At 54.1% G+C, this 17,072-nt stretch carries 18 protein-coding genes; 7 read left to right on the top strand and 11 right to left on the bottom strand.

Annotated elements, in window-relative coordinates:
- Positions 1-63: 63 nt before the first annotated feature.
- From K0O24_RS06240 to maiA, 3 genes are read left to right on the top strand one after another with little or no spacing between them, the layout of a single operon-like run.
- On the top strand, positions 64-816 hold the full coding sequence (locus K0O24_RS06240) for an IclR family transcriptional regulator (protein ID WP_219895016.1): 753 nt from the start codon (positions 64-66) through the stop codon (positions 814-816).
- Between the two features lie 22 nt (positions 817-838).
- Positions 839-1,528 (top strand): fumarylacetoacetate hydrolase family protein, encoded by a 690-nt coding sequence (locus K0O24_RS06235; RefSeq protein ID WP_219895015.1) that lies wholly within the window; start codon positions 839-841, stop codon positions 1,526-1,528.
- Positions 1,528-2,184, top strand: a complete 657-nt coding sequence (gene maiA, locus K0O24_RS06230; protein WP_219895014.1) for a maleylacetoacetate isomerase — start codon at positions 1,528-1,530, stop codon at positions 2,182-2,184. Before K0O24_RS06235 ends, maiA begins: the two co-directional genes overlap by 1 nt.
- A gap of 261 nt (positions 2,185-2,445) precedes the next feature.
- On the opposite strand, the gene K0O24_RS06225 is transcribed toward maiA, so the two are convergent.
- From K0O24_RS06225 to K0O24_RS06210, 4 genes are all read right to left on the bottom strand, one after another.
- Positions 2,446-2,592, bottom strand: a complete 147-nt coding sequence (locus tag K0O24_RS06225; protein WP_219895013.1) for a hypothetical protein — start codon at positions 2,590-2,592, stop codon at positions 2,446-2,448.
- A gap of 320 nt (positions 2,593-2,912) precedes the next feature.
- The gene (locus tag K0O24_RS06220) at positions 2,913-4,172 is read right to left on the bottom strand and encodes a tyrosine-type recombinase/integrase (RefSeq protein ID WP_219895012.1); all 1,260 of its coding nucleotides are present in this window, start codon (positions 4,170-4,172) and stop codon (positions 2,913-2,915) included.
- Positions 4,173-4,465: 293 nt separating this feature from the next.
- Positions 4,466-4,903: a hypothetical protein gene (locus K0O24_RS06215; protein WP_219895011.1), complete on the bottom strand. Its 438-nt coding sequence runs from the start codon at positions 4,901-4,903 to the stop codon at positions 4,466-4,468.
- 8 nt (positions 4,904-4,911) lie between these two features.
- Complete coding sequence (locus K0O24_RS06210; protein WP_219895010.1) at positions 4,912-5,172, bottom strand: hypothetical protein; 261 nt, start codon at positions 5,170-5,172, stop codon at positions 4,912-4,914.
- 1,818 nt (positions 5,173-6,990) lie between these two features.
- On the opposite strand from K0O24_RS06210, the gene K0O24_RS06205 reads away from it, so the two are divergent.
- The 4 genes from K0O24_RS06205 (at position 6,991) to K0O24_RS06190 (ending at position 10,208) form a co-directional block, all read left to right on the top strand.
- Positions 6,991-7,170: a hypothetical protein gene (locus tag K0O24_RS06205; RefSeq protein ID WP_219895009.1), complete on the top strand. Its 180-nt coding sequence runs from the start codon at positions 6,991-6,993 to the stop codon at positions 7,168-7,170.
- A gap of 601 nt (positions 7,171-7,771) precedes the next feature.
- Positions 7,772-8,584 carry an SDR family NAD(P)-dependent oxidoreductase gene (locus K0O24_RS06200; RefSeq protein ID WP_219895008.1) on the top strand — a complete coding sequence of 271 codons (813 nt, stop codon included), beginning with the start codon at positions 7,772-7,774 and terminating at the stop codon, positions 8,582-8,584.
- 26 nt (positions 8,585-8,610) lie between these two features.
- Positions 8,611-9,366, top strand: coding sequence for an SDR family NAD(P)-dependent oxidoreductase (locus K0O24_RS06195; RefSeq protein ID WP_219895007.1), 756 nt, complete (start codon positions 8,611-8,613; stop codon positions 9,364-9,366).
- A gap of 80 nt (positions 9,367-9,446) precedes the next feature.
- A complete protein-coding gene (locus K0O24_RS06190) occupies positions 9,447-10,208 on the top strand; it encodes a glucose 1-dehydrogenase (RefSeq protein ID WP_219895006.1) in 762 nt (253 codons plus the stop codon).
- A gap of 133 nt (positions 10,209-10,341) precedes the next feature.
- On the opposite strand, the gene K0O24_RS06185 is transcribed toward K0O24_RS06190, so the two are convergent.
- The 7 genes from K0O24_RS06185 to K0O24_RS06155 form a co-directional block, all read right to left on the bottom strand.
- On the bottom strand, positions 10,342-11,061 hold the full coding sequence (locus K0O24_RS06185; protein ID WP_219895005.1) for a TetR/AcrR family transcriptional regulator: 720 nt from the start codon (positions 11,059-11,061) through the stop codon (positions 10,342-10,344).
- A 344-nt stretch (positions 11,062-11,405) separates the two neighbouring features.
- Positions 11,406-11,915, bottom strand: a complete 510-nt coding sequence (locus K0O24_RS06180; protein WP_219895004.1) for a flavin reductase family protein — start codon at positions 11,913-11,915, stop codon at positions 11,406-11,408.
- Between the two features lie 148 nt (positions 11,916-12,063).
- Positions 12,064-12,984 (bottom strand): aspartate/glutamate racemase family protein, encoded by a 921-nt coding sequence (locus K0O24_RS06175; protein ID WP_219895003.1) that lies wholly within the window; start codon positions 12,982-12,984, stop codon positions 12,064-12,066.
- A 164-nt stretch (positions 12,985-13,148) separates the two neighbouring features.
- Positions 13,149-14,534 carry an NtaA/DmoA family FMN-dependent monooxygenase gene (locus K0O24_RS06170; RefSeq protein WP_219895002.1) on the bottom strand — a complete coding sequence of 462 codons (1,386 nt, stop codon included), beginning with the start codon at positions 14,532-14,534 and terminating at the stop codon, positions 13,149-13,151.
- A 123-nt stretch (positions 14,535-14,657) separates the two neighbouring features.
- Positions 14,658-15,542, bottom strand: coding sequence for an SMP-30/gluconolactonase/LRE family protein (locus K0O24_RS06165; RefSeq protein ID WP_219895001.1), 885 nt, complete (start codon positions 15,540-15,542; stop codon positions 14,658-14,660).
- A 154-nt stretch (positions 15,543-15,696) separates the two neighbouring features.
- Positions 15,697-16,086 (bottom strand): EthD domain-containing protein, encoded by a 390-nt coding sequence (locus K0O24_RS06160; protein WP_219895000.1) that lies wholly within the window; start codon positions 16,084-16,086, stop codon positions 15,697-15,699.
- Positions 16,087-16,162: 76 nt separating this feature from the next.
- A complete protein-coding gene (locus K0O24_RS06155; RefSeq protein ID WP_219894999.1) occupies positions 16,163-17,071 on the bottom strand; it encodes an NAD-dependent epimerase/dehydratase family protein in 909 nt (302 codons plus the stop codon).
- Between the last annotated feature and the right edge of the window lies 1 nt (position 17,072).

Genomic DNA, 17,072 nt, shown 5'->3' with positions numbered 1-17,072 from the left:
AACTCGCCTTCCCGTGTGAGTTTTGGTTGCCATGCCTACTTTCGCGATGGCATGGGCCAAAGCATGGAAAACGAACAGAATGAAAAACGCGGCGTTCAGTCGATCGGGGTGGGCCTGCGGATACTCGAAGCGCTGACGACGGCAGATTCGGCATTATCACTGACCGCATTGGCCCGAGCGTCCAAAGTGCCTAGCAGCAGCTGCCATCGCTACCTGACCAGCTTCACGAAAGCTGGCTATGTTGTCCAGAACGCCATTAGCGGTCGATATGATTTAGGCCCGCGAATCATTCAGGCCGGGCTAGCCGCGTTGCGTCGAGCGGACCCAATTCTTGTTGCACTCAGCGCATGCGAGCGCCTCGTGGAGCGCACGGGCCGCACCGCACAGCTGGCAATCTGGAGTGATGACGGTCCTGTTATCGTTGGCTGGCGAATGGGGAAGGTGCCCATACCAACAAACTTAGCTGTCGGCTCGCGCCTTCCTATGTTCAACTCGGCCACGGGGCGCGCCTTTTTCTCTTATCTTCCAGAAGTTTTCTGGGAGCGCTTCCTGAGGCGCGAAAACTGTACCATCTCAGTTGCCCGAAAATTGGCCTCTTCTGTCATGGATGCCGGCTTTGCGTCCGTTTCTGGGGATCTCATTCCCGGTCTGAGTGCAATAGCGGCACCGCTCCTTGACGCTCGCGGCATGCCAGTCGCGGTCATCACATTGCTCGCATTGCGAGATGAAATCTGTGCGGCCGACAGCGGTGAACTGATCGCAGCGACACAGGACGCATCAGCACAATTGGGTTTCGGCTCCAAGGGCGCACTCTGAGCGAAAAGGAAATCGGATAACTATGGCTGATCTTTTTGAGCTACCTCCAGGTCCCACCGTACCTATTGCGGGTTCCAAGGATGTTTTCCCGGTTCGTAGAGTTTTCTGCGTCGGGCGCAATTATGCAGCTCACGCGCGCGAGATGGGCAAGGATCCCGAGCGCGATCCGCCGTTTTTCTTCACAAAATTTGCTGAAACCGTCATACCATCCGGCTCAAGAATTCCCTATCCTTCGGCCACCAAGAACTTCCACTTCGAGGCAGAACTTGTGCTCGCAATAGGTGCCGAGGGTCAGGACGTAGCGGTGGCTGATGCAACAGCGCTCATCTTTGGTTATGCAGTTGGCCTGGATATGACGCGACGAGATCTCCAGCTTGAAGCGCGCGACAAAGGTCGGCCATGGGACACCGGAAAAAACTTCAAAAACTCGGCGCCGATCGCGGCTATCCATCGGCGATCAGACATCGGAGACATCTCTTCAGGACGGATCAGCCTGGCGGTCAACGGATCGATAAAGCAGGATGCAGACATTGAAGATCTGATCTGGAATTGTTCGGAAATCATTGCTCACTTGAGTGCGCTGGAACCTCTTCACCCTGGCGATCTTATTTTCACAGGTACGCCTGCTGGGGTGGGACCTGTAGTTGCAGGCGATCACATTCTGGTCGAAATTTCAGGCCTGACTGCGCTCGAGCTCGACATCGCCGATTGATGGAAGGCAAATCAAAGATTACGCTGCACGGGTATTTCCGTTCAACAGCGTCCTGGCGTGTCCGCATTGCTTTAAACCTCAAAGGCATTGATGCAGACCATGTGTTCCATCATTTGCGTCGTGGAGAACAGCACGCGCCAAGCTATTTGGCGTTAAATCCCCAGGGCCTGGTTCCAGCCTTGACCTTGGGGGACGGCGTTGTTCTCACCCAGTCGCTCGCTATTTGTGAGTATCTCGACGAGACGTTTCCGTCGCCGCCGCTGCTTCCCGCTGATCCAGTCCAACGCGCAAAGGCAAGAGCGTTGGCTTACATAATTGCATGCGACACTCATCCAGTGCAGAATCTAAAAATACTTGATCGGTTGCGACAGTCAGGTCTCGGTGATGACTCTGTAAAGATCTGGGCCGCCACCGCAATTGACGAAGGGCTGAATGCTGCAGCGGCGCTTCTGGGGCCCGCTGAAGGGATTGCTGGTTTCGCATTCGGCGATGGGCCCGGCCTATTTGAGCTGTGTTTGATTCCACAACTTGCAAATGCGCGACGGTTTGGGGTTGATTTGCGCTGGCCCGCACTCGCGGCGATCGAAAACCGTTGCGTGATCCTGCCCGCTTTTGCGGCAGCAATGCCCGAAGCTCAGGCTGATGCGGAAACATAAGAGCAGTCTCGCCTGAACCCTTTGGGCCAACCTGCGGTGGTGCTAGTAGTCTAGGCTACATACTGCGCAAGCTTGGGCAGATATCCTCACGACCCTGATACGACACTAAATGACGATGCCAAGTTCCAACAGCCCAATGCTGGCGACGACCGCGATAGTGCCCAATTTACCAAACTAGGCCTGATCCCGCTCAAAGGTGACGAGCCAATGCGGGCGACCAGGCAAATTGAGACGGCGGACTGAGCCCTACTTCCACCGTGCCTACATCCGCCCCGCAGCCCCCACCTCTGCTGCCGAATTGCGGTTATACAGCAGCGGCATCTTCGCAGATCTCCACTTGAGCACATCCATGATGCCGATAATGTCCTCGCTGATCGCAAACATGTCTGGGTTAAGTCCTAAAGCCATAGCATTCCGAGTATGCCATGAGCTTGAAGGTCTCTTCTCTGACATTCAGCTGCACCCGCTAACTCCATGGAGCTCTGAGCAGACATCATACTGCCTTGGTCTCGCTCACATGTCGAAGTGGAGCGCATAGTTTACACAGGGTTCGGTTGGTTCACTTTGAACCAAGACGTACCGGACAGGTTGCGAAACCAACGCGAATTCGTCCCACGATCCCGCCATGTCCGCAAAAGAAAGCTTAGTTTTGCGCGGGTAACCTTTGTTGACATCGCAGGGGTCGCAAGTTCAATCCTTGCCACGCCCACCATTTTTTCCCTTAACATTCAAGGGCTTGGTGAAGTCGGGCGATCCGACGCACTAATTGCCTCCGGTGCAAGTCCGGTGAATGCGCCCGGTGCAAGCGCCTCTATCTGGTCCATGATTGTCTCTATTGCCTTAAGAGAATCGGCCAAATAGTCTGGATCATCTGGTGCATAGATCTGCGTCGTCGCATTGAGTGACCTGTGACCCATCTGCATTTCGAGTTGATCTAACGGGACATGCATTGACCTCAAAAGCGTTGCCATCGACCGGCGGATGCTTTTCGTGGTGCATTCTTGGGGTAGACCTAGTTCATTTCGCATGGTCGACCAAGCCGCCTGCACCGATGACACTCGACCTTTTTCGTTTCGCACAAAGTAGCCATCGGTTGACTCTAGCCAGGCCATCAAAAGTCGCGGTACACAAACGCTCGGCCGGTACTTCTTGGTCTGAATTCGTCCTGAAGGATTGAGCTCAAAAGTCTTAAGTCCCGAGCGCCATTGGCCTCGTGCAGGATCAGTTGACATGTCCATTACGGCGTCGGGCCTTGCAAGCGTTGCAATAGAGGCGACGAGAAACCGATGGAGAGCTCGCGTTCGCGTTCCACCTTGCATCGCATATGACATCATTGCAGCCATTTCAGTGACGCTGGCCCGCCAGCGTGGACTGTTGTTGACCTTTGCGGGCTGCACCGCCCGAAACTTCGGCGGGCTCAAAGTGTCTCCGCGACGATTCGCTGCTGCCAGCGCGGCTCGAAGTTGAATGACGCTATTTTCTACCGTGGACGGCGCACGCTTTCGTGACTTGCCTTTCTTTCCAACGACAGGCCGCGCGAGAGCCCATTTTCTAAACTCGGCAATCCAGGCCTCATCAATGGCGTCACATGTTACTGGCGGACCGCCGAGTTCTTCAAGATAGTCGAGAATATGAGCCAGTCGAGCGGCTATCGCCTCAGCCGAAGCGCGTTTGCTGCCATGCGTAAGCATGTAATTGGAGATTGCATCGGCGACCAAAGGCTGCGTCTTGCCGTTCAGTGTTTGGCCGCATGCCTTGCACACTGCCGACCCATTGCTACGTTCAAGATAATGAATGTCCAACTTCAGTTTACCGAGCTCAAGCTCCGCCGTGCCCGTTGAAGTGCTTCTGACCCGACGGCGCGCAGGGTCATACCAGAAGATTGTGAGATAGGGGGTTCGTAGCTGCCCTTTTGCATCCGTGTCCCAAGCAAGTGAGAATTCCCCGCGCCGATAGAGGGGGCGCTGTTTTGCTCGCGCTGTCGGCATTCAGCCTGTTCCTTCAAGTAAGTGGATTTTGCAGCATTGATCAAGTCGACAACGCCAATTGCGACCATGAGGTCGAGTTCGTTTGGAGAGAGGTTCGTGCCCCGGCCCTTTTCGATTGCACGCGATATGCGTCGATCCAGTGCAACTATGTCTTGCATGCCTTTTGCAATCTTCCTTTCTGCCCCGATCATCTAGGCAGGCAGGGAAATAATAATCGCTGATCCAAGTGTGTATCGGCGATTCGGGCTTTACAGGGTAAATTTGAACGTAAGTTGGTCAGGACGGGTGCGCCACTATTCCCAGCCCGATTTTGGGTCAGGCTTTGCCCCGGCCGCTTGCTCCATGGCAGAAACGAGTTCGCGATGGGCTGCGATAAAGTTGAACTGATCTCTTGAGAGTCGGCTCGCATCCAGCGGATTTAAATTGGTTTGCGTCGCAAACAAGCGCATGCCAGCACGGGCCATGGCTAGCCTGGCCCGGTCGAGATCGTGGAGATCAGGCGGGTCACGAAAGGCAGTCAAGGCTCGAACGACAATCTGGTCATGCCGTATGCCACAATTGGCCTTCTCAAGTATGTCCTGCGTGATGCGAAAGGCCTCAGCAACGTTGCGAATGGCTGGCCGCGGATTGGTTGCCGTGAGTGCCCGAAGGCACTCACGGATGATATCTGCGAATATGGAAGCGAGGTCGGCTTCGAGTTCCTCTCGCTCGGGCAATGAGTTGCCAAACATTGCTGAGCTCAATCTTCCAGCTCGTTGGCAATGCGGCGCAAATCTCCGATCGCACGTCGCAGGTTTTCAGCGTGGGTGCCTTCGTCGAAGAGTTCCTCGCCAAAAAAAATTATCAGTTTTTGGATTACACCCGAGATATCGGGTGCGTGCAGCGCCAGCAATTCTTGCTCGGCCATTTCAACGGCCTCTACCACTTCCTGGCGGGCATCGAGTAACTTTTCGAGGGCGGTTGCCCAGGCAATAGGATCGGGTACTAAAGCACCAGTCATTGATTGTCTCCTAAACAGACAGTTGATGATCAGAGCTGAGGCAAGGTTGCCGCCTTGCCTCAGCTCGACGAGGGATATAGATAGCAGAAATGGTGCAATCAATACCCGATAGCAAAAATATTTCTGATAGCAATAAAAGAGGGCCGGGTCGCCCAAAAACGGATATTGGGCCGAGCATTGGCCTTCGGCTCTACCCCGATTTGACATCTGACATTGACGATTGGATTGCCAAGCAACCCGATCCTAAGCCCTCACGGCCTGAGGCCATCAGGACCTTGCTTCGGAAAGCTCTGAATTCAAGCCCTTAAGCGGAACATCCCGCTGAATCGGAAAATTCAAACGGCCTATGCTTCACGGCCATCTTTGAGGCAAAACTATGTGGCCATTGACCTCTCCGGTGAATGTGCTTGCTGGTTTTGGCCCAGCACCTGATTTCGGAATTCTTGACCCGAAACCATTTGCAACATTCGGCCGGGTTCTGTCGCGATCCTAAGAGCGGTTGACTGAGTATAAGCAGGTCCTGTTACTCACAATGGTCTTAGTGCCTAACGTTAGCGTAAAGAGGCTTAGGGATGGACCTCATTGGGGTGCTGGACCGTATTCTGGTGCGTCGAGGCCAAAAATGTTCTGGGTCATTTAACGAGAAAGTGCCATTTTTGAGACGTCGAATGGGACTTACCATGGTTTTGGGACGCTCCTATAGCGTTATTTTTTCTCGATTTACTGAGTAAAAAAATAAAAGTGGGACTTATTCCCTTATTCTTATTTTTAGAAGAGAGAGAGAGAGACCATATAAATAATATAGGAATATTAAATTAATAGAGATACTTATCTCTAAAAAACCTTTTACTCGCTTGAAAATTTACCCAGTAAATCAACAAAAACTATCTCTATACGACCCTTCCAAAAACATGGTAAGTCCCACAAATCGACAATGAGATTTACACCGGCAGCTCAACGACACGCCTACGGGCCTATTCGTTGACCGGTGATGAGCTTCTGCCCATCCGGTTTTGACATCGGGACGTAACCCGCTGCCGAGATATGCCCCTCAGAATCCATAGGAGACTCACCAGACTCGAAAACAGGTCCGAGATATGGTGGGGTAGCCAAAATTTCCATTCGACGCCTAGTGAGTCTCCTATGGACTCAGAAGGGCATGTGACGGTTTTGCGTGGGCCGGCAAAAAGGCTCGGGCGAAAATAAGCGCGCCGCTTCCCAAAATCGCTTGAGGACAAATCGGCTTGGGCGGCCCCAGGCATAGTCCAGTCTTTAGCCGGATATGCCTACCGCTAGCCAAAGGCCGCCACAGCTGTTGCATCAACCGAGCGACCGCATCCGACCCTGAACAAAGCACCGAGGCAAGACCTGGTCCGATATTGTAGCCAGCATGGCTATGCGAAGCTCACCAGCCCAAATTGTCTGCCACCAAAATGGCCCCAAAAGCGGCTTAAGGTTCATTCACGCACCAGAGCCAGCAGCACCATCGATGCCCGATGCTGAATCCGGACCTGTTGTCGGGCCTGGTTTCGCTCCCTGCCGAGCAGGCACCCTCTGATTCACACGGTCGCGCGAAACAATGATAATTGCCGGCAAATGAACATGAACGGCGGCCGATAAGCGGAGGCGGCTCCAGGGACAGATCTCGTACCCGAGCCGCCGGGCAATGGACCATCGGAGGTCAAATGAACGGTTTCTCAAATCAAAGCCAAGGATTAGCACCTGACATAGTCGAGCCCGATCATTCGGCTTGCGTCAGTTGCGCCGGGTACAGCGATTCATGCAAACTGATCGCGGCAAAAAAAGCCTAGTTCGCCCATGATGATCAATCCAGTGACGGCTCAGCTGTCGGCCGAAGCCCTCAGCCATGCCGCTGATCTAGACCTCGACCAGTCGGGCTCGCTGGCTGGCGACCAGCAGATTGCTAAGCCGTGCAAGGCAACTGTTGCATTTAGAGTCGGTTTGAACGCCCGGGGATTTGCGGGCATCGCGGCATAGGGTCGAGATCAGAACCGCGGCCCGGAAGGGTACCACGCACTTTTCAAACGAAGCTTCGGGTGGTGAGGGGGACGGTACTTCATTTTTCTTCCGGGGAAATTCGGGATTTTGACAAGTCCCAATCTCAGCCAAGACTATGCGGCTCTCACTGCGTCGGCCAGTCTCGACAGTCAGCGTTTAGCGAACGAGAGGGAAAAATTACTTTTTAATTGACGTGCCTGCGATGTCAGCTTTCATATAGATATCAGTGTGCTCAAATGGCAACTTACGCCCCAGCTGCACCCATTAGCCTGCCGTCAGCTACCCGTCGCAATTCGACGATCAAGAAATGTCCGACAATCCTAATACGCCCGCAGAAAACAAACTGCGGAGTGGAGCCGACCTTTTCAGCGCAGATTTTCGCCCGAGTATTGGCTTTAGTTTACTTGACGAAAACAACTCCACGACGTAGATATTGAATATGATGTCAGTGTTTTTTTAACGTAAGCTGCGCTAGGCACGGACCGCCATCATCTATGTGCAGCGGCTGTCATGGGTGCGAACGACCACGTGGCGTTGTTGACCGGGAAGGACAGCGCGGACAATTGATGGGAGAAAAGGTATGAGTACCGAGGTGCTTGCGGGTCAGACCGCGTTCGTAACGGGCGGCTATGGGGCTATCGCTAGTGCATCAGCCACGCTTCTCGCCCGAGATGGCGCAGCTGTGCTGCTTATGGGTCGCCGAAAGGATGCCTTGGAACGGGCCCGGGCAGCGATTCTGGCAGAAGTGTCAGACGCTCGCGTGGAACTATTTGTGGGCGATGCTGTTCAAGACAGCGACGTTGGAGCGGCAATCAAGGCCGCTTATGCAATTGCCGATCGCCTCGATATCGTTGTAGCTACAGTCGGCGGTGTCGACTTCAGGCCATTCGAAGCGATGGAAGCGCAGCACCTTCGCGACAATTTCGACTATAACGTCACAAGTGCTTTCCACGCCATGCATCACGCCGTGCCACTGATGAAGGACGGCGGATCGATTGTGTGCATTTCCTCGACTGAGGCGGCAAGACCTACCTTCCCTTTTGCCAGTTATCATGTCTCGAAGTCAGCCCTCGAAGCATTGGTGCGAGCAGCCGCCGAGGAACTGGGCGCGAAGAGTATCCGCGTCAATGCAGTTCGGCCTGGACTGACCCGATCGGGAGCGACCGAAGATGCGATGTTGATCCCCGAGGTAATCGAGATATACCAACGTGAAGTCGTTTTGCCTCGTTTCGGCGAGCCGGTCGATATCGCGAACGCGGTGCGCTATCTTGCTGGACCAGAGGCCTCCTGGGTGACAGGCCAAAGCTTTGCGGTCGATGGCGGCATCGGGCTGCACCGCCATCCCTTCCTCGCCGAGACCCCGCTACTCGCCGCGGCGATGTCCCAAGGGTGACCTGACGCAACTGAAAGAGCTCGAAAATGAATAGAGTAAAGGGCAAAGTCGCCATCATAACAGGCGCAGCATCGCCCATCGGGCTTGGTTACGCTTCGGCTGCCGCGCTCTTGCGCGAAGGCGCTCATGTCATGATCACCGACATTGATGAAGTTCGCATTCGCGCTGCCTCCAAGGCACTGGGTGAAGAGGGCCATGTGGCGTGCCTGACGCAGGACATTGCCGATGAAGATGGATGGGATCGCGTTATCGCCGAGACTGTTCGTCAGTTCGGGCGACTAGACATCATGGTCAATAATGCCGCAATGGGCGCTGCGGGCGGCATGGATGTCATAACGCTCGCCGATTGGGAAAAGGTAATTAGCATCAACCTGACGGGGACGTTTCTCGGTTCCAGGGCCGCCATGCGCCAGATGCGCGCCCAAAGGTCCGGCGGTTCTATAATCAATCTTTCGTCAATTTATGGTGGTGTCGCAGCATATCCAAACCTGCCGGCCTACACAGCAAGCAAGGGCGGCGTTCGCGCACTGAGCAGGACGATCGCGTTGGAAGGGGCAGTCGAGGGTATTAGATGCAATATCGTCCATCCGGGGATCATCGTCACCGAGATGCAGCATAATGCGCCGCGCGAGATCGTTGAGGCTTCCGCCGCGTCAGTTCCCATGAAGAGAATGGGAGAGCCAAAAGACATCGCCAACGCGGTATTGTTTCTCGCCTGTGATGAGAGCTCATATATCACCGGGACCGAGATCATCGTGGATGGCGGGTTCACAGCCCAATAAGTTTGGCGCTTCATCCGCGCTGCGCCGAGGCTGCTTTATCGTATGACTCATTTGCCAGATGGTGACCAAGGAAGATTGATATGGGCAGACTATTTGAAAACAGGGTGGTCATTGTCACCGGCGCTGGCGGTGCGATTGGTCGCGCTGCCGCCATTGGCTTTGCAAAGGAAGGGGCAAGCGTAATCGTCTCGGACTTGAAGCCTGACACGGCACATGAAACGACGGAGTTGGTGAAGCAGGCGGGCGGACAATCGATCGCGGTTTGCGGGGATATTTCGATAGACGCGGAGGTCCAGCGACTCGTGTCGAGTGCTGTTGAAACGTTCGGCAGCCTTGACTGTGCGTTCAATAACGCTGGTATCACGCCGGCGGACGACCATACTTGGAATGAGGATGTGTTCCGCCGCACATTCGAAATCAATCTGCTCAGCCAGTTTCTTTGCCTGAAGTATCAAATTCCCGAAATGCTCAAGCGTGGTCGCGGGGCCATTGTGAACACTGCGTCTATCATGGGCCTGGTAAGCGCGGGAGAGCCCGCGACTCCCGCCTATACGTCCAGCAAGCATGCTGTGATTGGTTTGACCAAGGCAGCGGCCTTGGCTTACGCCAAGCAAAACATCAGGGTGAATGTCCTCTGCCCTGGCGTTGTTCGCAGTGCCATGTCCGAACAAGTCATGGCTATTAGTGAGGACATGCGCGCCAGGCTAATGAACCATGCGCCAATGGGACGCATCGCAGAACCTGAGGAGGTCGCCGAAGCGGCGATCTGGCTGTGTTCGGACAAGGCAAGCTTCGTCACAGGCCATTCCATGGTCGTAGATGGCGGCTTCACTGCTCAATAGGAAAGCAGAGGTGGGGGGAGATAATCTGACGCACGTACATTGCGCGCGACCGGCTCCATTTCGGTGAAAAGTGGACTGACTAAAAACGACTGGAATGCCGCCGAGACATTGGGCTACCCCGCTCTAGCAGGTCTCAATCAATTGCATTTGAACCGACAACATCCGCCAAATTAGTGCTAAGAGACCCCATCTGTTTGGCACTCAGTTGACTCGACTCCTCAGTTTTCTTAGCCGCCGCGAGCCTGACCTCTGGTAAAAACAGAACTCTAGCCCAAAGGTCCGTCAACTGCTCGGTCAGAATCCTCGGTACGTCCGCGGAAATCCGATCCGGCCGCACAAGCTTTCTATATACGGCAAGTTCAGTCATCCCTGTGAGCAACTCCGCAGTATAGACCGGATCGATGCTGGGATATCCGATTTTGTCTTCCTGGGCACGAGCTATCAAACGGGCGATCTTCTTGTAAATTCGCCCGCGAAGCTCACTCCACTGATCTTCAATACGGCTGTTGAACTGGGACGTCTCCCACAGGATCTTTTCTAGATCCCTGTTTTCATATGCGAAATTGACAGTTTGCGCCGTCGACCTTTGAAGGGACTCCATTGGATTGGAGGGGTCATAATGCGCCCCAAGGAATGTTGTGGCGTAGGCCTGTTCAAAATACTCCGAGGCGATGGCTGAGAGTATATCGTCCTTGTCGGTGAAGTAGCGATAAAAAGCGCCGAGCGAGAAACCCGCGTGATAGGTAATGTCCTGAACACGGGCATGAGTAAATCCCATGTCACTGAAAACCGAGCAAGCTGCATCCATTAACGCAGCCTTCGCCCTCAACCCCTTTGCGCCTGTCTCGCTCACCGGGACTTTTGTTGCGCGAAGGCGCCTCGCATTGGAGGCAGGCTTTCGAGCGGTCCTTCTAATGCTTCTATCGCGCATGCGAAGCGGCACCTTCCTAATGCGTAATAACAAGGGTCGAAATACAGGTCCCAAAAAATTGATCAACAGGTTTCTGGCACCAAGCTCTGATTTGAGCAAATCGTCAAGTGCTTTCAGTACGATGCGAGTTGTGGCTATGCAATCCGATCATCGCCAGCCAGCCGCACAAAAGGAGCCTTCGTAAGTGGCGTATCTACGGGGCATGCTCAAAGCCTAGATCGCTATTGCAAGCCAATTTCGTGTTCAAATTTGCTATCCCCTGCGCCTCATTCGCAATGTGCGAGCTCACGAAAAGCACTCCGAAAATACGCCAGCGGCGATCCGCCAGACACTTTTCCATAACGCGCGTCGCCCACAATGATCGAGTGATCGCCGCTATTGAAGACGTCAGCAACAGTGCATTCAACATAGGCAATTGCGCCCTCGATCACCGGCATTCCCAGTTCACCGGATCGATGTGCCATGCCCGCAAACTTGTCACTCCCCTTCTTTGCGAATTGCGAGCACACTTCGCGCTGGTTCGATCCGAGAAAATTGATGCAAAAGGCCTTGCGCACCAAAATGGCCGTCAGGGTTTCTGAACCCAAATCCAGATTGACGAGAAATTGGGGAGGGTTAAGTGAGAGCGGAGAAACCGCACTCATCGTCAACCCAACGGCGCGATCATGTTCATCCCGTGTGGTGACAACCGTGACCCCTGTAAGCCATTGGCCAGAAATAGATCGATACAAAGTGCCATCAATCGACGGCAAATTTTCAGCAAGAATCACTTTCATGCCTCCAGAAGATCGGCACGCCTCATTAGGCCTGACCAATTCTCAATCGCGTGCTTCGCCTTGGATGGCCATGCAGTCAAAAACCACTTGGCGTGGTGGCCATTTCGCCTCGAACCCGTCGAGGACAATTACATGCGCCTGACCAGGGTCAGGCTGCGTGAAGTCTGACCTTTGCGGACTTGCTCGCATTCTTACGAACTTGCGGCATCCCAATTCCGCGTGCAGCGAGATCGTCCAAAATCTCAGGCGGCGTGCTGAGATAAGGTCCAACAACAGCCTCTGTCTTGCTCCAGCCGACACCGCGCTTCAGATCAATCAACATCTCAGCCATCTTGATCTGTGCCGGCAGCGCAGTCACGACTGGAACTCCGGTTCCCGATACTTCGTTATAACCTACCTGAGACAATGCTGCACCGAGCGGGTTGCAGCCGCATATCACAACATCTGCGCCATCGCGAACAAGCTCCTGAGCGGCTTGGTCAAATTGCTCGATCATTCTCTCTGGACGCCCTGCATAGGCGTCCAGCATCATCTGGACCAAAACGCGTCCGACCCCTTCGGGTCCATCAGACGAAAACTCCAGAGACCGGACCGGGCGATGGCTGATAGCCGCGCCTTCCCAGCGATGGAAACGAATATTCTCCTCCATAACATGCTCGAAACTCACGGCAGTGGTCAGGACAGCAAATTTCTTTCCAAGCGACTGGGCAACAATCATTGCCGATTCCGCCGGACCGACTACCGGCATCCGGACCGCCTGCCTAGCATCCTGCAGGAAGAACTCGCCATAACACATGCCCGCGAATGCGGCGTCATAACCGTCTGCTTCGGCCTGCATGATGCGCTCAACCATCTCGACCGCCATGAAAGTGCGCGGATATCGCATGGTGGGAACATAGTCACTGCCAATGTTGTGCTCGAGAAAGGCAATGTCGATTTCAGTGTCTGGCCGAGCGAGCTTCTTTGCAAACCCGAGCATATTCGAAAAGATGATGTCCTGCTCGACAGGATCAGACGTTCCGTGCTGAGTCGCAGTGGAATCCGAAAGCCAGAGAATTTTCGCAGCCATTTCACTCATCCTTCACATATCGCAGCGTGATACTGACGTCACTTTTGTTAGTTTACAGTAAATCGGCAATTTTGCAAGGATGTTTCGTCGCAAAACTGCGGGCGTTGGTCGACTAAGCCGAATGCGCTTTTCGGTTGCCACCTGGCAACTTCGACACAAGCGGTCTAAATATGCCGGAACCTTGCGGCCTTGTGTCGGTCGTTCAAATGTGGGCCACTCGGACTGTCAGTTCCGGCAAACATCTTTTCGCGTACCGTGCCGGGCGCGTATTCCTCCTGCATGAGTCCGCGTGCCTTGAGCACAGGACAAACCTGTTCGATGAAAGTGTAGACTTCGCCCATGCCGGTCAATTGCTGGTAGTTTATGCCTCTTATGCCAGCATCGTACCATTCCTCTATTTCATCCGCCGCCTGCTCAGGCGTTCCAACGAACCTGTTCCCGGAAAGCGCTATTGCAACGTCCCTGAACGTCGAGCGCTTGTCCGGAGCCGAATCCGCCAACATGCGGAAGTTGCCTTGAACAGCATCAGTCTCAAAGTCGCCGATCGGAACATCGAGATCGATCTTGCTCAGATCGAGCCCCATCATTGAACTCATATAGGCCGGACAAAAGTCCGATTCGCGATGCATCTGCTGAATCTCGCGATCAAGTCGGCGGGCTTCCTCTTCCGTGGAGCCGACTACGTAATTGCGCCCGGCAAATATGAGCAGATCGCTCGGCCTGCGTCCCATGCTGACAAGCCTTTGCGCCATGTCCGCGATGGTTGGTTTCATTGAAGCCAGAGTGTTCTCGGCACTCCCAAAAATGAAAATCGCCTCTGCATTGGCCGCAGAAAAATCGCGCCCTTCTTTGGATGCGCCAGCCTGGAACAAGAATGGCGTTCTTTGCGGAGACGGCTCGACCGTATTTATCCCTGGCACCCTGTACAAGCGCCCCTCATGATGAATTTCGTGAACTTTGGACGCGTCTGCGTAAAGTCGCGCCTTAATGTCTCGCACGACCGCATCATCTTCCCATGAGCCCTCAAGGAGCTTGTAAATCACCTCCAGATATTCTTCGCCCCGTGCGTAGCGCACAGCATGCGGTTCGACGGCGTCGTAGCCCTGATTCTGCCATGCGGTTCTCTGAAAAGACGTCACGACATTCCAAGAAAGCCGACCTCGGAGCAGATGATCCAGAGTCGCGATTTTGCGTGCAAAGACGTATGGATGGTGCTGAATGACGTTCGCACTGACAGTAAGACCAAGGTTAGTAGTCGAGGACGCGAGAGCAGCCGCGAGGAACATGGGATCCGCGATAGGAAACTGCAATGCGAGTTCCACTGCTGGCGCGTAAGAGTCTTTAAAGGTGTCATGCAGTCCGCTGTGATCGGCCCAGAAGATGCAATCGAATTTTGCTTCCTCAAGGTCTTGGGCCAGCTTGATCCAATGGTCCAAATTCAGGTAGTCGAAGTTGACAGCCTTTTCGTGGTACCAAAGGTTTGGCGGCCCTCCAGCCGGACAGAAGCTGGAAAACATCGAAAAGCGCATTCTTTTTTTCAGGGACGACACCGCGATTACTCCTTCCAAAGGCACCTAACTGGTTGCGGGCTCACAGGCCGAGAAAAGGCCCGCGTTTTTCCCCCGCACCGGAGCGTCTATCTGCCAGCCAATTCGACCAATTAACTTGGCCATTCAAATTTGTCGCTGTGGCGTCAATGCAAGCGGCTCTGGAAGCCCTTTTACATCGAGGCCATCAACTACATACAGATAACCGCTATTGCTATCCGGTGGATAGCCCGCTGCAGCCTCTGCATCAAACGAAGTAAAATAAAGCTTGTCCAGATTAGGCCCGCCGAACTGAACGCTCGAAATCCATTTCACATCCGTTTCTATCGTGCGGCGAACCGTACCGTCCGCTTCGAAGCACGCGAGGATACCACCTCCGGTCATGGCCATCCACAAACGTCCATCTGCGTCGATTGTCGCCCCATCGGCATATCCGCCGGCCGAAGAACAATCGGCAAAGAGCCTCTTATTGGATATCTTGCCGGTTATGTTGTCGTAGTCATAGGCGTAAATTTCGTTCGTCGGCATAGTGTCGGCAAGGTAGAATGTCTTCCCGTCCGGGCTCCAGCAGGGTCCGTTGCAGATCGTGTATCCTGCATCGAGCTCTGTCACCGTCAAGCCATCGAAGCTGTACACTGATGCCAGGGGAGCTTTGGCTCCCTTGTCAGTCGCACCGGCGACAAAACGCCCTTGGCGATCGACCTTCGCGTCATTCAGCTGCACCTTCTCGCAATCGAAATCAACTTTCGCGATCAAGTCGAACATTCCAGTGGCTTCGTCGAAGCTGTAGAATCCATCGGCCAGCGCCACGAGCAGCCCACCATCAACCGTTCGAGTGATTGCAGAAGGTTGCACAGGCGTTTCCCAGCTCGAAAACTGTTCTGTCCCGGGATCGTAGCGCCACAGGCGATACCCGCGAATGTCCACGAAAAAAAGAACCTGATCGCGAACATCCCAGTACGGGCCCTCGCCTAGAATGGTTCTTACATCTCCGAGCCGACGGATATCCAAACAGGCCTCCTCTGACATGCCATTGTTAGACTCAATCATGAACTAACGCGAATGTGACGTCAATTTGTATTTTCTGTATGTAAGCCCTCCCGAATGTGAACGTTCGGCTTTGGAAAAAATCTCTTCCGGCGCCATTGCAAGGTGCGGTCCTGCCTCACTCGTCACGAGAAACCGACAAATGAGCAGGATCAGTGCAGACCTCCTCAACTAATGCCATTCGGGACGCCGACCGATCCATGAACTGCTCTTCATCGGCAATTATGACCGGAGCGATATCTGGACGTGAGACGAATTCCGCCATGGCCTCGAACTCTTCCCGATTGCGGAACCAAACCTCGGTGATCACGTCATAGTCCGGCTCCGCGGTGCTTCCATCCTCGAAAGGATCGAACTTGCCGTCCTCGATTCTGTAATTCCGGCGATAATCCATTACTGGTGGGCACATCTCTAACATGAACGGGACATGGCCGTTCTCGTAACGATCCTTCATCTCTTCGAGAGTCATGCCTGGCTTGCGCTTGAAATGGCATATCATCTTGATCATGGCACGCTCCTCTCACCATTGCGCACTGTTGCCAGAACATAATTATTGGACCGTTTTTGAGGCATACGCGTTTCTCTCAATGCGTCGCTTCATATTGTGCCAAAGCATCGGCAACGCCATTGGATACGTCGTTCCTCATATAGCCAAGGAGTGCAGTTTCGGCAGGATCGGGTTCATATCGGATCCAGTTGTTAGGCCCCTGAGGGAGCACCAATTCCGAGAAGATCGGATGCTGCTCGGCGCGCGCTTCGACAACTTTTGGATTTCCGGCCGCTTTGAAGAACAGGTTCGACAGGTCCGCGATGCTCAGATTTTCGTCACCCACCAGATAGGCCTTGCCTGGTTCGCCTCGCAACAGAGCTCCCTCGATCGCTTGGCTCAGCGACCGGTAACTCATGAAGTTGGTGCCCCCCAAAGGAGCAAACAACGGTACGTCCGTGTTACCTTCCGCCCATTCCACGATTGCATTGATCAGCGGGCTATCCAGACCCGGAACGGCGCCAATCATGAACGGCGGATTGACCGCGACAACATCGAATCCCGGTCCGGTTTCTGCTCGCACCCCTTCACAGGTGAGGCGCCGGGTATGAATGTAGAAATCCGTTTTCTCGAGCTCCGGTTTCGCCTGTGTGTAGAAGCTACCTAGGTGAACAACGCGCCTGACTCCTGCTTGCCTAGCTGAGCGGACAAACTTCGGGATTCCTTCGACATTCGCTTTTAGCAGATGCCGGTTCAAGTCTTCTGAAGGTGGCAGGTGACGCATGTCATTCTGCGCGGCGAAGACAATTGAGTCGAAACCCTCCAATCTTGCTGGTGAAAAGTCTCCATTGACATAGTCGCCCTGCAGGAACGGCAATCCGGCCATTGGCGTTCCGTCTTGCGGACGCCTTCTCGAGGCCACCGACACGTCGTAGCCCTTTTGGGCCAAGTGGGTCGCCGAGTGACCACCAAGTGAGCCGTTGCCGCCTACGACCAGAATCTTCATT

Source organism: Aquisediminimonas profunda (assembly GCF_019443285.1).
GTDB classification, from domain to species: domain Bacteria; phylum Pseudomonadota; class Alphaproteobacteria; order Sphingomonadales; family Sphingomonadaceae; genus Aquisediminimonas; species Aquisediminimonas profunda.
This window is presented reverse-complemented; position numbering and strand designations above follow the sequence as displayed.

What these genes read in the sequence shown, in the direction of transcription:
- K0O24_RS06210 (WP_219895010.1), bottom strand. Translation starts at nt 5,172, where the DNA reads ATGACTGGTGCTTTAGTACCCGATCCTATTGCCTGGGCAACCGCCCTC.
- K0O24_RS06200 (WP_219895008.1), top strand. Translation starts at nt 7,772, where the DNA reads ATGAGTACCGAGGTGCTTGCGGGTCAGACCGCGTTCGTAACGGGCGGC.
- K0O24_RS06160 (WP_219895000.1), bottom strand. Translation starts at nt 16,086, where the DNA reads ATGATCAAGATGATATGCCATTTCAAGCGCAAGCCAGGCATGACTCTC.
- K0O24_RS06240 (WP_219895016.1), top strand. Translation starts at nt 64, where the DNA reads ATGGAAAACGAACAGAATGAAAAACGCGGCGTTCAGTCGATCGGGGTG.
- K0O24_RS06220 (WP_219895012.1), bottom strand. Translation starts at nt 4,172, where the DNA reads ATGCCGACAGCGCGAGCAAAACAGCGCCCCCTCTATCGGCGCGGGGAA.
- K0O24_RS06155 (WP_219894999.1), bottom strand. Translation starts at nt 17,071, where the DNA reads ATGAAGATTCTGGTCGTAGGCGGCAACGGCTCACTTGGTGGTCACTCG.
- K0O24_RS06190 (WP_219895006.1), top strand. Translation starts at nt 9,447, where the DNA reads ATGGGCAGACTATTTGAAAACAGGGTGGTCATTGTCACCGGCGCTGGC.
- K0O24_RS06195 (WP_219895007.1), top strand. Translation starts at nt 8,611, where the DNA reads ATGAATAGAGTAAAGGGCAAAGTCGCCATCATAACAGGCGCAGCATCG.
- K0O24_RS06235 (WP_219895015.1), top strand. Translation starts at nt 839, where the DNA reads ATGGCTGATCTTTTTGAGCTACCTCCAGGTCCCACCGTACCTATTGCG.
- maiA (WP_219895014.1), top strand. Translation starts at nt 1,528, where the DNA reads ATGGAAGGCAAATCAAAGATTACGCTGCACGGGTATTTCCGTTCAACA.
- K0O24_RS06180 (WP_219895004.1), bottom strand. Translation starts at nt 11,915, where the DNA reads ATGAAAGTGATTCTTGCTGAAAATTTGCCGTCGATTGATGGCACTTTG.
- K0O24_RS06175 (WP_219895003.1), bottom strand. Translation starts at nt 12,984, where the DNA reads ATGGCTGCGAAAATTCTCTGGCTTTCGGATTCCACTGCGACTCAGCAC.
- K0O24_RS06215 (WP_219895011.1), bottom strand. Translation starts at nt 4,903, where the DNA reads ATGTTTGGCAACTCATTGCCCGAGCGAGAGGAACTCGAAGCCGACCTC.
- K0O24_RS06205 (WP_219895009.1), top strand. Translation starts at nt 6,991, where the DNA reads ATGATGATCAATCCAGTGACGGCTCAGCTGTCGGCCGAAGCCCTCAGC.
- K0O24_RS06225 (WP_219895013.1), bottom strand. Translation starts at nt 2,592, where the DNA reads ATGGCTTTAGGACTTAACCCAGACATGTTTGCGATCAGCGAGGACATT.